The organism is Pseudomonas sp. DCA-1 (assembly GCF_046523955.1).
Taxonomy (GTDB): Bacteria; Pseudomonadota; Gammaproteobacteria; order Pseudomonadales; family Pseudomonadaceae; genus Aquipseudomonas; species Aquipseudomonas putida_Y.
In genome coordinates this window covers 5,165,541-5,178,487 of sequence record NZ_CP169881.1, presented here as the reverse complement: position 1 = coordinate 5,178,487, position 12,947 = coordinate 5,165,541, and the positions used below count along the sequence as shown (strand labels likewise).

Below are 12,947 nucleotides of genomic sequence, written 5' to 3'. Positions count from 1 at the left end.
AATTCAATGGCAGGTTCAGAAATCGGAGTTGCGTTAAGCCTACACGGATGATGGGCAGCTGAAAAAAGATAGTTTTGATGCTATCCGTGGCGGTTTCCATCGGGCTTTGCAGGTCGACTTATTGGCTGATAGCCTGGCCCAGCACAGGGATTCTCCATGAAAGACTATAAAGCTAGGTTGAATGAGGCGACCGCAGGCCTTCACTATTGCGATTTGATTCTCACGAGCCAAGAAGCTGCAGAGTTGAAGCAGCTGGTCGTAGAGCTTCAAGCAGCCGGTCAGCATCCAAGACTGGCTGGCGTATTCAAGAGCATTCTCGAGTATACGTGGAGTAGCGAAGGGGGGATCGACATGCTCAACTCCCCCAAGCCTGAGCAGGGTTGAGCTCACGTCATCCGGAGCCATTGTCCATTGGAGCAGACGTCGTGAAAGACCTCAGCAAAATGCTTCTCCCCGATCACCCGATGTACACAGGAGCTGTTGAAGCGCTTAGGCGGTATCACCAGGCCCAAGCTGATGGCCTTTCAGGTATTGAGCTTGAGCATCTCCGACTCACAGCGGAGCATCTCTTCCAAGCTGTCACTGACTTTCAGCTCCAAGCAGTGGGGCATCAGAGAGTGACGGCTCACTGAAAAACCTTGTTTGCTCGAAAGTGCGAGGGCCTGAAGCGTACCTTCCTCGAAACGCCCCAGTCGCCCGCATGCTGGCGTCGAGCGTTCGTAAGCGTGCGGCGATCTTGCTTTCCGGACTCCAGCATTAGGGTGATGGTGTCCGCGTATTTTTGATCGGACGCGATCACCCATATCGCCAAGATTTCCATGCTCGAACGAAGCTCTTACGAATCGAGCGTAGCATCTTGGTTGGTAGCCTAGTATGGGGAAGGCGGACTGTATCTCTTACCCTTATCAGGAGCATTTCTAAGATGGAAATCTTCGACGACCCATCGGAAAAAGCGGCGGCGTTGCTACACCGTCTGGGTGTCCATGAAGTGTCTTCGGGAGTCTGGGCGTTCACGGACGTGGACGGTAAGCGTCCGGCGAACTCACCTTCCGAACTCCAGCATTAAGGGCGATGGTGTCCGCGTATTTTTAAGCGGACGCGATCACCCTTATCGCCAGGATTTCCATGCGCCAACGAAGCTCTTATCCGAAACCATTCAAAGCCCAAGTCGTTCAGGAATGCCTGCAACCTGGCGCGACGGTGTCCAGTGTTGCCATCAGCCACGGCATCAATGCCAACGTCATCCGCAAATGGCTGCCGCTCTATCGAGATCAGCCTGCAGCAGCTTCACTACCGGCTTTCGTCCCGCTAAAAGCCCCACCTAAACGGCCAGTCGAGGCGTCAGTGATCATCGAGTTGCCCATGGCCGGGCAAGTGATCACGGTGAAATGGCCAACCTCAGATCCTGAGGGCTGCGCGCAATTTATCCGGGCTGTCTCTCAATGATCCGCATCGATGCGATCTGGCTGGCCACCGAGCCGATGGACATGCGCGCCGGTACCGAAACCGCTTTAGCCCGAGTAATCGCGGTGTTTGGTGCGGCGAAGCCGCACTGCGCTTATCTGTTCGCCAATCGCCGGGCCAACCGGATGAAAGTGCTGGTGCACGACGGCGTGGGCGTCTGGCTTGCCGCACGGCGACTGAACCAAGGCAAGTTCCACTGGCCCGGCATTCGCCATGGCTGCGAGGTCGAGCTCGACAATGAACAACTCCAGGCGTTGGTACTGGGCTTGCCGTGGCAGCGCGTTGGCGCCGGCGGTGTGATCAGCATGCTGTAAACGCCGGCCATTTGGCCGGTCTACTTGTCGTCGTCCCGCGCCTGCTCTGGCACAATCGGCGGCATGACTTTCTCGCCCAACCTCGACCAGATGACCCCGGAACAGCTTCGTGCCTTGGCGGCACAGGCGTTGCAGTTGCAATCACAGGTCGAGGCGATGAGCAGGAAGATCCAAAACGATGAAATCCTCATCGAACAGTTCAAGTTCGAAATCGCCCTGCTCAAACGGCACAAGTTTGCCAAGCGCAGCGAGCAAATCAGCCCGGCTCAAAGCAGCTTGCTGGATGACCTGCTCGACACAGACCTTGAAGCTATCGAGGCCGAGCTAAAACAGCTCCTCCCAGCTGCGCCACAGTCCGAACCACGGCAATCCCCGAAACGTGCGCCCTTGCCGCCGCAGTTTCCACGCACCGTCATTCGCCATGAACCCGAAAACACTCAGTGCGCCTGTGGTTGCCAGCTCCAACGCATCGGCGAAGACGTCAGCGAAAAGCTGGATTACACGCCGGGCGTGTTTACCGTCGAGCAACATGTGCGGGGCAAATGGGCCTGCCGTCAGTGTGAAACACTGATCCAGGCGCCGGTGCCGGCGCAGGTTATCGATAAAGGTATCCCGACCTCAGGTTTGTTGGCCCACGTGATGGTGGCCAAGTTTGCCGATCACTTGCCGCTGTATCGGCAGGAGAAGATTTTTGGCCGCGCCGGGCTGGCAATTGCTCGCTCGACCCTGGCGCAGTGGGTTGGACAAACCGGTGTGCGACTTCAGCCGTTGGTCGATGCACTGCGTGAAGCGGTGCTGAACCAGGGTGTGATCCACGCCGACGAAACACCGGTGCAAATGCTTGCGCCAGGCGAGAAGAAAACCCACCGGGCTTATGTCTGGGCCTACAGCACCACGCCGTTTTCGGCGCTCAAGGCGGTGGTTTACGACTTCAGCCCAAGCCGTGCTGGCGAACATGCGCGCAACTTCCTGGGTGACTGGAACGGCAAGCTGGTCTGCGACGACTTCGCTGGCTACAAAGCCGGGTTTGAACAAGGCATCACTGAAATCGGTTGCATGGCCCACGCCCGTCGCAAGTTTTTCGATCTGCATGTGGCGAACAAAAGCCAATTGGCCGAACAGGCGCTGCACTCGATCAGCGGCCTGTACGAGGTCGAACGCCAGGCGCGAGACATGAGTGATGAAGATCGTTGGCGAATACGTCAGGAACTAGCGGTACCGATCAGCAAAACACTGCATGAGTGGATGTTGGCCCAGCGTGACCTGGTGCCCAACGGATCAGCCACGGCCAAAGCCCTCGATTACAGCCTGAAACGCTGGGTAGCGCTGACGCGCTACCTGGACGATGGGGCTGTGCCCATCGACAACAACCAGGTCGAGAACCAGATACGGCCATGGGCACTCGGGCGCTCGAACTGGTTGTTTGCCGGGTCGTTGCGCAGCGGCAAACGCGCGGCGGCGATCATGAGCTTGATCCAGTCGGCACGCATGAATGGGCATGATCCGTATGCCTATCTCAAGGATGTGCTGACGCGGCTGCCGACCCAACGGGCCAGTGAGATCGGGCAGTTGCTGCCGCATCAGTGGGTACCGGCCTGACTTACGCAAGGTGAGTTGGGCGGACGCTTACCGTGGACGTCGCGAGCCACGGCCATGTGCATCACTCTCAGCAGCCGGTTGCTCTTGCTGCGTACGCCGCCATCAACACGACGTTTGCAGCCGGTCGCTTTCCCGGATACACGCTGATCGACCTGGTTGAAAAAGTGAGTTGCATGGACGGCACAGAAAATGCCGCCTTAGCGAAGGTTTGCCAGGTACCTCCACCAATAGACTGGTCACCCAAGGAACGAGGGGAAAAGTTCGGAGAGGTCGCTTGGCACATCGTTAAGAAATACGAGCTGGATGCCTGCTTCACACGAAGTAGGCCGTGGGGAATCCAAGAAGGTAGTCATTACAGCATGCGTCCTTGCGGCTTCGATCATGATCGGTCAGAGCCTGACCCTGATGGGTTAAAAGCGATGCGCCGTGCGTACAGAGAAATGACCGATTTACAGCGAGTGATGGTACTGACGCTGCTTCACCTATATTCACCAGGAAAGGACGACTTCTACCTGATAGGTGGCTGTCCGACCCAGATTTCTGCAGCTGCAGCACTTGGAGTTTTGCGAGCAAATGGAAATGCGATAAGGGAATGGGGACTGCTCGTAACTCATTACGCAGGCTGGTAATGCTGCCAGCGCGCCTTATTGGCGCGCTCGTCTGGCATTCTCAAGTGCAAGAGTCTGCTCAGCAAGGATGTCCATCGGCCTGGTGGCCAGCCGCGCAGGACGCTGGCTACGCGGGGAATCTTGGTCATGACCGATCAACAGACGCTGTTGAAGCCTTTCGCTATTTTTTGCCCGGTACCGCAAATGGCACCGTATACCGCCGCGCAATCCAACCCTCTTGGATTTCGCCTGAGACATCAACGGATACCTTTATCCACGCCTCCCCATCCTCCAGTACCTCAAGAACAGCTCCGATTTTAGGAAGCGCTTTAATTTCTGACTCTTCGGATGGTTCCGTTCGGAGATTGACCTTGTCGCCTATCAGCACCCGATGGCCTGAAAGCAAGCTCACCTGATCTTGAGGAATCTGAGCAATACACGCCTTGACCTCAGCTGGGCTTTTCGCATCAGATAGTTGGCCCTGCGAGAACACGACTGCCTGCCACACATTCATGAGGTACATGATCACATTCATGAAGTGATACAGGTACATCATGTACTGCAGCAGGTGAGCTCTGGCTGGTGCAGGCAATTGCTCAACCGCGTCGCCGCTGTAAATTTTGTCGACGATCTGACGTTCCATCGCTGGGACGTCTTCATGCTCAGCTGTGTTGCTCGAGAATAACGACTCTGGATTCTGAAGTGCGACCTCTGCAAAGATCGCCGAGATGTCATGTGCTTCGTCTGATGCCAGATAGCCGAGGAGAGGGGAGTCTAGATCTCCCCAAGATCCGATGGCCACAGCAGCCATACGTAGCGCAGAACTGCTAGTGATCGAGTCCAGCTCAGTGAAAGCATTCCTCCATGAGGATACCGTCAGTGACTCGAGTACAGCTCTAGCCGCTGTCAATCCCGGATTGTTGATCGACTTCAGCGCTGCCTCTATGGCTTGCTTCCATGGCGGATTTTGAGCTGACTCGATAGCCACCATTGCTTTTATCCAAGGCGGATTGTTCAGCGAATCGGCGGCCGCCAGGGCTTGCTTCCACGGAGGATTTTCGGTCGATTCGATTACTGCCATCGCCTTCTTCCAAGCGGGGTTGTTCATCGAGTCAACTGCGGCCAAGGCCTGCCTCCATGGCGGGTTCTCTATTGATTCAATAGCAGCCATGGCCTTTTTCCAGGAGGGGTTACCACTCGAATCGGCCGCTGCTAGAGCTTTTTTCCAGGGCGGATTTTCCATTGCTTCGATAGCCGCCATGGCCTTCTTCCAGGGCGGATTCTCGATTGATTCGATCATCGCCATGGCCTTTTTCCACGGTGGGTTGTTGATTGATTCGATCAGCGCCACGGTCTTCATCCACGGTTGGTTGCTGATTGAGTTCAACCTGTCTATCGCGTTCAGCGAAGCTCTTGCCTGATCTAGGGCAGTGACGCGCGGAAGGTCGTAAGACAGATCCGCTTCTGTCAGTGCGGTACTGTCGACCCCGATAGGCGGAGTCTCGCCCTTGAAAGCTTGGTCTGGGGGCAAGGCCGAAGAAATTTGATTAGGTACTTCTGTTTCGGTGCGTGGAGGTCGGTTTTTATCTTTCAAGTCGCTCACCCTTTCCCTCGCCGTCCGCTGAAATGGACGGCCTGAATTATGGCGATTCTAAGTCATTTCCCCCTATCACAAGCTGCGAGGAGGGCGAGGGAGGGTGGAGGTTTCGGCAGTTTAGACGCCAGCGCGTGACACCTAACGTCATCTGCGTTCTCTGGGTTGTCCGATGCAAGCGCGGCTCAAAGACATCGCTCATCCCCGAAGGGGCTAGAGTCGTAACATGCTGCTCCGATTGGCCTGGTTTCAGTGTGACGGGTCGACTCTCCATGGAGCTCGAGCGCTCGAAGTGCGTGGTGGCACGGTGATATCGGATCAGAGTATTCTCCGTGTTCCCCACATGGAGAGACCACAATGGATGCTGTCAGTCGGGTTGAGCGCGCAAGGATCAAAGCGTTTTATAAGTTGCTCGTAGATAGGCTTGGAGCTGAAGCTTGGGCTCAGCGCAGAGCTGCGTACGTGAAGCGCGTCCGAGAGAAAGATTCGAGTTTCGATGTCAGGCTGCCGATCGAGCCCCAGCTCTTCATGCCGGAAGAGAACGACATCGACTGGTACATTCTGGTTGCCTACCTGGCGCACGATTTTCCACTCTGTGATTCTGCCTATAGCAGCAGACGCATCTACCCGTACGCCATGGCCATCGGCGCCGTTGCAGATCAGCTTCGCAAGGTGCCGAATGTTGAGGACGTTCTCGACAAAATGTTGGCGAACAACAACAACCCTGAAACTCAGCTGTTCGAGCTGCTGACGGCCTCTTTCTACATCAAGAATGGCTATGAGGTTTCCTTCATCCCCGAGAACAGTATCACCTGGCCCAACGGGAAGAAAAAGTCTCCAGACCTCCTGGTTAGATCTGGAGACCTGGAATTCTATGTAGAGTGCAAGCGCTCGATTATGCAAACCAAGTACTCTCAAGCTGAAGAGCAAGCTTGGGCTGACATTTGGGCAACGCTGAGCCATCACATGCTCAAGGCTGCCCCTTGGAGCATTGCTGACCTGACATTCCATGACCAAGTTTCTGTTGTGACAGCTGAGGATGTGATCAAGGTAGTCAACCTTGCCATCAAGGCAGGTGGGGTTAGGGTTAGAGAGGGCTCAATCAGCGCTCATGTCCGTGTCATCGATAAGAAGCAACTCAAGCGCCATTACCGAGATTTCTCTGTGCGCCCTCACAGCCCGCAACAAGAGAAGCTGGTGTTCGGCCATATCGATAGCAACGAGAAGCGAAGCATCGCGACCGTTGCTAGCCGGGTCATTCGACCCGGTACCAATGACGATATCCTCAACATGTTCGTCAAGGACGTCGCCAACTGCGTAGCTGCCCAATGGCGCTGTGACCATGAGGAGTCGATCTCGACTCGCTCCAAGCATTTCAAAAGCCTAGTCAACGATGGCGTCAGTCAGATTCCGCCTGACCGGGCTGGTGTAGTGCATGTCTGGTACGAGACCCGTGACGGTATCCAGATAGAAGAGCTGCGCCGGGAAAAAAATATCGACAACATCTCGGCATACAATGCGTCCGAAACCACGGTGCTCGGCGTGTTCGTGCATGCGGTCAACTACTACCCATTCGAGGAGAACTACGAATGGGCAGAGACCGTACAAGACTTTGCCCGAATACCGCACCTAATGGACATTTTCCCTCGCCAAAGCTTGATGCTGGGATCTGACGGGGTTGACGAGATTCCGGATATCACCCATTGGGAGCAGGATAAGGCGGCGAGAACGCAGCTCTAACGAGAGACGATACAGAGGCGTGAATGTACCTCACGCATCCCTAGATTGATTGGAGTAGACAGTTGGTACGGGTGCCCCATGTGCACCCGTACCGCGTCATGCCCTTCAACGCTGATGCCTGTTCTTCAGTATCTACTGTGAATGCTAGAGAACGTATCTGGGGCCAGGCTTCTTTCAGAAGTCTTCCGCTCGCTCATCCAGCGCAGCGTTGATTCTCCGCTGCAGATCTCCTGCAAAATTCCGGATGGTACTGATCGCTTCGTTTACCTGTTCTAGCCCAATCTCGATCGGCTCATCATGAACGGTCTTTCCATTTCGGTGAACGATGTCATGGCGCGTTATGCAAATGCGGGCGATTGCAGCTAGGTCTAAGCCATTCATGTGCCTACCGAACATCGCCTCCAGGATTTGTTTGATCGTTGCTACGTTGTGGAACGTCAGTTCGGACAAGGTCTGCTGAGCAATGCTCTCCAAGAGCTTTGGTTGCTCAGCAATTTCCTTGAGCGTGATGGTCTTGCCGCTCAATTTTCCGTAGCCGGCAACAAGGTTTGTCAGGAACTGTGCGTCTTTCACGATCAGGTGGCGTACGACAGAGCTGATCAGAGCCTCCAGAAGGGTGACGGTGTGGGCGTAGACTAGTTTGTTGAGGGTGTCGGCGTGGCTTGGGTTATTAGCAGTCAAAAGTAAGCTTGATGCTGTGCCAAGCTCCTGCGAGAACTGACGGAAAAACTCGCTGGGTGTATGCCGGTTCAGCCATTCGTACTCGTACTCCTGAGCATCGAGCATCGCTGAGTATTCTCCCGCTAGCTCCTCCCAGGTGTCAGGGTTTACGTCTGGATCGATTTCGATCCCATACTGCTGCCGAATCCAAGCTATGCAGTTGTCCTGCTGAACCTCGAATAAATGATCCTTGACCGAGCTCATGGTGTGCCTTGTCCTCTTGACGTTCGTAGAGTGATCGCCGCTTAGCTTTCTGTGGCTCTTTGAATCAGGCGCGCAAGCGAACGGGTCATCTATAGGTTGGTGCCGTCCGCCTCATCGGCAATCATGCACCTTTTCACCGATGGCGGTACTTTGCCATCATCCGCAGTACGGAGGTCGCGGTAGCGAATGTTTGCTTTCAAGCGCAATAGAGTGCTCTGCTGTAGGCACGACGATACAGCTACGCTAGTGGAGCAATGCCGGCGAGGATGAGGTACCAACGGGCGCTTCATCCAGGCTTTGACGAATCGCGACTTTGCAGCAGGGTCTAAAAAATGATTTGGTTCCTCGGGGACGTGCATGGCCGTTTTGATCATGTGATCCGACACGTGAAAAACCATCGGCCCGAGGCCGTCGTCTTCCTGGGTGACATTGAATGTAGCTTACCCCTAGACGTCATTCTTCGGCCCATCCTAGGGCTCACGGAGATATGGTTCATCCATGGTAACCACGACGTCGACGAACTCTCTTATTGGGAGAATCTCTATGGAAGCGGCCTTTCCGAGCGTAGCTTGCATGGACGAGTAGTCGAAATCGCTGGCTATCGCATTGGTGGACTGGGAGGTACTTTTGAGCCTCCAGTTTGGCGTCCAGGGAGTCCTGATACAGGTATTCAAAGCTACGGCGACTTTCTTGAGCGTTTGGCCCTCAGGCCGCAGCACGCTGATGTCCTTGCGACGAAAAAGCAGCACGCGCTTTCGGCAATTTTCCCAGACGACTATTTTTCACTCGCGCTTAAGAGCGCGGACATCTTAGTCACCCACGAAGCTCCGAGCTGCCATCCGCATGGCTTCTATGAAATTGATGAGCTCGCATTGTCCATGGGGGCCAAAATGGTTGTGCATGGACACCATCACGATTGCTTGGATTACAAATCTGACTGGCCCCGGCTCGGCTTTGAGGCCTACGGCGTTGCTTTCAGGTCAATCATGGGAATCGACGGCTCGGTCATCCTTTGATGATTTGGTGCCGAGCTGTGAGGCTTCTTGTGTAGCTGGCATCGCGGCTTCGGGCTCGTAGAGCCGGCTACTCTGTGCACGACAGGGCGGTGATGCGGTTGGCCGTCTACGGCAGCTTTCTAAATACGCGGACACCATCGCTCAAAGCTGGACTACGGAAGGTGTATTCGCCGGACGCTAATCGGGGGAAAACCCAAAATAGCGGGTTACCGCAGGCATCTGCCAGTAGCAAGCCGCCTTCAGGCTGGCAGTCGGGTGTCGGTTACGCGATCTGGTTGAGTGTAGATGGAGAGCAAATGTGCTCTCTTGGGGGCAATTTATGGCCATTTGAAGATGAGCCGACGGTTTGCCCTTGCTTGATCGAGAGGTACCGCCACCCACCATTTGGGTGGCAGGTGGCGGCAGTTGAAAGGATCAGTCGCCCACTAGATCTTCATAGTGCTCTTCGCAGTAGAAGGTTGAGCCTAAGGCGTGCGCTGCAGGTTCAGGGCAATAATCGCAAGGATGGCCATCCAGATCGGCACTGAACTGGCAGCTCGGGCAGCGGCACTCGACTTCGTCAAATTCTGTGTCAACGAACTCGAAGTCGTGCAGCGAAAACTCACAGCCGCATTGGCTGCAGGTGAAACCCTCGTCCGCCGCTTCTTCGCCGTCAAAGTCGGTATCTAGGATGGAGGTCATACCTGACCCTCCCACTGGATGCGCATTTCACGGGCCATTGGATGCCCTTGGGCTTCCGCCTGCTTAAGTAGCTCACATGCTAGCTCAACGTCTTGCTCGACCCCTTGACCGGTTACCAGGCACCGCGCTTGGTTAGCCAGCCCAATGACTGAGCCCATTTGGGCGGCCTCCGAGAAGAGAAGCCAGGCCAGGCGATGATTCGGTGTACCGCACTGACCATTGAACTCGATCGTGCCCAGTACATTGAACGCATCACCATTTCCATGGGCTGCAGACATTTCGAGCCAATACCGTGCTTCAAACGAGTCAACTGGGATACCCTCGCCATTGAGATACATCAGCCCCAGATTCATTGCCGCGTCGGCATCGCCCGCGTTGGCAGCTATGCGGAACAGCCGTCGCGCTTTCACCACATTCTTGCCAACTCCGTTGCCGTGCAGGAAACACAGCCCCAGATTGTAGATGGGCATGACGTGATTGAGCTGACGGGCTGAGCGAGCAGCCTTCCGGTACAGAGCAAAGGACTCAGGAGTGGATGCTCCACCGTTCTGATGGTCGAGGATGGTCGCTACCGTATTGATGCTGTGATCGTCGTCCAGATAAGCGGCCCGCATCAGCAAGTCGATGGCACGATTCCGGTCTTCGGGCACCCCATTACCATTGAGGTAGATCATTCCTAGGCAGCCGATCGAAGCGGCAATGTCGCCCTCAGCAGCCAGCTCGAAATGCCGGATAGCGTCGGGGATGCTTTTGGGGAAGTGTTCATCCCCCTCTAGGTGCATCCTGCCCAGGTTGTGGTGGGCGGTGAGAACGCCGAGGTCGGCTGCACGCTCGTACAGCTCGGCTGCTCTGGTGAAATCACGATCTCGGCCTAACCCTTCACTGTACATCCAGCCAAGGTTGAAGGACGCCATGGGATGACCTTTCTCATGGGCTTCCTGAAGGCGTTGATGGGCAGTGTTGTAGTCTTTCTTCCAAAGGGCCGACAGTCCAGCGTGGTATGAGCGATCCTTCAGGTGGCGCCCAGTCATGTCATCGGCGATGGAATTATCAGCTTCTCGACGAGTAATCCACTCCGGAGTAAAAACATCCCGGCAGAGCCAGAACGGTACTGGTGAGCGGTTACACAAAGCCCACTTGCCATCACCCATAGGCTTTATGTAGGGCTCAGCGTCGACATAGCCGTCGTGCCACACGCCGTCGATCTCCATCTTGCTCAGGGCATGCTTCAGCGCGGCTTGCCAGATCTCAATGCGTTCTGCTGGACTGAGATTGAAGGCCACAGGAAGTGGCCATCGCCAGAATTCTGATGGCATCGCGATCCCATACGCCAGCTGTACTGCAGAACTCAAGCGTTCGAATGCTGCAGCGCCGAACGGGATGGGGGAGTGCTTGAGCTGGTCATTCACGAGCCCATTGCTGGGCATGTCCGCAAGCGCATGAGACACGAGCTCGCGTACAGCACTGAGGCTGTCGCCGAAGTCAGGATGGTGTTGCTTGAGGTACTGCTGAAGGGCTTTAACGAACGGGCTGAACTGATCTTTGTCGATCATGGCTAACTCCGATATCTAATCCCTCCCCCAATATCGAGTTAGAACCATAGCAATGCGTGAGCTGCGTTGAGCTCAGATGCTGGTGTCACAGAAGGCGATTCGGTAGGGGAGGGATGCCCTGGCTCACCTTAGGCTCTTCGAGCCGCTTAGCCAGTGGCCATAGGTTAGGACAGATCCGCAGGGGAATCAAGGGAGGGTGGAGCGGCTAGCTCTGGGAACCTTCAACTGACTTTGCGGTGGCGGCCTGGTAACTGAGGTTGGAGTGATCCTTGTCGGGCCAACGTCTGAGCAGTACGACTTGAGCCCAGGCCATAGCGGCATAAGCACAGTCCTCGGCCCCACTTGCTAAGCCGAGTTGTGGGGCCACTCCGCCAGCCCCTCCAGATCAGGAAATTACTTCTTGAAGCGGGTGAGTTGCGCTGGCGGAGGGCTCACGATCGGGCGATCATGACGGCCTTACAAATCTGGAGGTGTCAGGTGCAGATCACCAACAAGGAAGTCATCGAAGCGTTGATAGCCGATTTCAAATTAATGCACTTCAGCATCCTACAACCGGATGTGAGATGCGATTTCGACGGCGACCCCGCTGTACTTGCCCAAGTCGTTAAGGTGGCGGGCATCCCGACATTGAGATTCTCCTACCGCTTTGCTGACAACGTGGTGAGTAATCACACGGATATGTTTTACTGCCTAATCATCGCAGCCCATGAGCTGGCCCACTGGACGAACGCTCATACCAAGCATTTGGACAGGGACGATCTCGATAGTAAAGCCATCGAGATGTGGGCAGACTTTTTTGGTACCAGACTTCTGTTCACTGCCGTAGCCCGGTGTAAGCATTTGGCGGCTATCATCAACCGTTTGAGTACTCCCGCTTTCGATGCTGAAGGGTCAGACGGGCTGCTCTCGCCGTACGGTGAAGCACTACGTCAAGTATATGATCGCGTATTCGTGCCGGCTGGTGAATCGCCCAAGTACCCTTCCCCAGCTGAGCGAGCGCAGATCTGCGGTACTGGAGTTCCGTCGTTCTTCCACCGTCACTTCGGTGAACTGTATGAGGGGAGGACGATATTCTCGTTGAATAAAGTCCTAGTCGAACCGTTTAGCGACATCCTTGAAATTTTCTCAGGCGAGATGGATTCCGAAGCAGCTGAAGAGCTGACATTCAGGAATGTTGAAATACATCTGGGTCTCAAAGATGGCAGGCCCTTGATCACGCCTGGAATACGCCCTGAATTCAACCTTCTGGTTGGTACCCACTATCTGGGGCAGAGCGAAAGCAAGGCACACCGTGAGGCGTTGAAGGAAAAAATTCGGTCGTGGGGAGTGGAAATTTAGCCAGCTAATTGTCGACGCGCTGGAGTGTGAGAGGGTTGACTCGAACAGCGGATAAAAGCCCTATGCTGTTTAACCTTTTCAGCCAGCTCCGGTGATGTTCAATGGTGCCATGCGAC

At 55.3% G+C, this 12,947-nt stretch carries 14 protein-coding genes; 10 read left to right on the top strand and 4 right to left on the bottom strand.

The annotated features are described in order from the left end of the window. The first annotated feature begins 156 nt into the window (after positions 1 to 156). The 7 genes from ACE4QZ_RS24385 (at position 157) to ACE4QZ_RS24355 (ending at position 4,006) form a co-directional block, all read left to right on the top strand. Complete coding sequence (locus tag ACE4QZ_RS24385) at positions 157 to 384, top strand: hypothetical protein (protein ID WP_410480243.1); 228 nt, start codon at positions 157 to 159, stop codon at positions 382 to 384. Positions 385 to 443: 59 nt separating this feature from the next. Then, positions 444 to 632, top strand: coding sequence for a hypothetical protein (locus tag ACE4QZ_RS24380; RefSeq protein ID WP_410480467.1), 189 nt, complete (start codon positions 444 to 446; stop codon positions 630 to 632). A gap of 290 nt (positions 633 to 922) precedes the next feature. Beyond that, positions 923 to 1,066, top strand: a complete 144-nt coding sequence (locus ACE4QZ_RS24375; protein WP_410480242.1) for a hypothetical protein — start codon at positions 923 to 925, stop codon at positions 1,064 to 1,066. Positions 1,067 to 1,125: 59 nt separating this feature from the next. Then, positions 1,126 to 1,446 (top strand): IS66-like element accessory protein TnpA, encoded by a 321-nt coding sequence (gene tnpA / locus ACE4QZ_RS24370; RefSeq protein WP_014754842.1) that lies wholly within the window; start codon positions 1,126 to 1,128, stop codon positions 1,444 to 1,446. Further along, positions 1,443 to 1,778: an IS66 family insertion sequence element accessory protein TnpB gene (gene tnpB, locus ACE4QZ_RS24365; RefSeq protein ID WP_014754843.1), complete on the top strand. Its 336-nt coding sequence runs from the start codon at positions 1,443 to 1,445 to the stop codon at positions 1,776 to 1,778. The genes tnpA and tnpB overlap by 4 nt, the downstream gene beginning before the upstream one ends. Positions 1,779 to 1,841: 63 nt before the next feature. Beyond that, the gene (gene tnpC / locus ACE4QZ_RS24360) at positions 1,842 to 3,377 is read left to right on the top strand and encodes an IS66 family transposase (protein ID WP_014754844.1); all 1,536 of its coding nucleotides are present in this window, start codon (positions 1,842 to 1,844) and stop codon (positions 3,375 to 3,377) included. Positions 3,378 to 3,409: 32 nt separating this feature from the next. Then, complete coding sequence (locus tag ACE4QZ_RS24355; protein ID WP_410480241.1) at positions 3,410 to 4,006, top strand: hypothetical protein; 597 nt, start codon at positions 3,410 to 3,412, stop codon at positions 4,004 to 4,006. A 160-nt stretch (positions 4,007 to 4,166) separates the two neighbouring features. Here ACE4QZ_RS24355 and ACE4QZ_RS24350 read toward each other — a convergent pair whose 3' ends face one another. Next, complete coding sequence (locus tag ACE4QZ_RS24350; protein WP_410480240.1) at positions 4,167 to 5,579, bottom strand: SH3 domain-containing protein; 1,413 nt, start codon at positions 5,577 to 5,579, stop codon at positions 4,167 to 4,169. A gap of 357 nt (positions 5,580 to 5,936) precedes the next feature. On the opposite strand from ACE4QZ_RS24350, the gene ACE4QZ_RS24345 reads away from it, so the two are divergent. Next, positions 5,937 to 7,319: a hypothetical protein gene (locus tag ACE4QZ_RS24345; RefSeq protein WP_027592657.1), complete on the top strand. Its 1,383-nt coding sequence runs from the start codon at positions 5,937 to 5,939 to the stop codon at positions 7,317 to 7,319. A 174-nt stretch (positions 7,320 to 7,493) separates the two neighbouring features. Here the strand turns inward: ACE4QZ_RS24345 and ACE4QZ_RS24340 are convergent, their stop codons facing one another. Then, entirely contained in the window at positions 7,494 to 8,243 is a 750-nt protein-coding gene (locus ACE4QZ_RS24340; protein WP_027592658.1) for a hypothetical protein, read from the bottom strand. A gap of 332 nt (positions 8,244 to 8,575) precedes the next feature. On the opposite strand from ACE4QZ_RS24340, the gene ACE4QZ_RS24335 reads away from it, so the two are divergent. Continuing rightward, positions 8,576 to 9,259, top strand: a complete 684-nt coding sequence (locus ACE4QZ_RS24335) for a metallophosphoesterase (RefSeq protein WP_027592659.1) — start codon at positions 8,576 to 8,578, stop codon at positions 9,257 to 9,259. 414 nt (positions 9,260 to 9,673) lie between these two features. Here ACE4QZ_RS24335 and ACE4QZ_RS24330 read toward each other — a convergent pair whose 3' ends face one another. Together ACE4QZ_RS24330 and ACE4QZ_RS24325 are read right to left on the bottom strand one after the other, a co-directional pair. Next, entirely contained in the window at positions 9,674 to 9,940 is a 267-nt protein-coding gene (locus tag ACE4QZ_RS24330) for a hypothetical protein (protein WP_053868132.1), read from the bottom strand. Then, on the bottom strand, positions 9,937 to 11,493 hold the full coding sequence (locus tag ACE4QZ_RS24325; RefSeq protein ID WP_027595103.1) for a tetratricopeptide repeat protein: 1,557 nt from the start codon (positions 11,491 to 11,493) through the stop codon (positions 9,937 to 9,939). Before ACE4QZ_RS24325 ends, ACE4QZ_RS24330 begins: the two co-directional genes overlap by 4 nt. Positions 11,494 to 11,970: 477 nt before the next feature. On the opposite strand from ACE4QZ_RS24325, the gene ACE4QZ_RS24320 reads away from it, so the two are divergent. Further along, positions 11,971 to 12,831, top strand: coding sequence for a hypothetical protein (locus tag ACE4QZ_RS24320; protein ID WP_410480239.1), 861 nt, complete (start codon positions 11,971 to 11,973; stop codon positions 12,829 to 12,831). Positions 12,832 to 12,947: the final 116 nt, after the last annotated feature.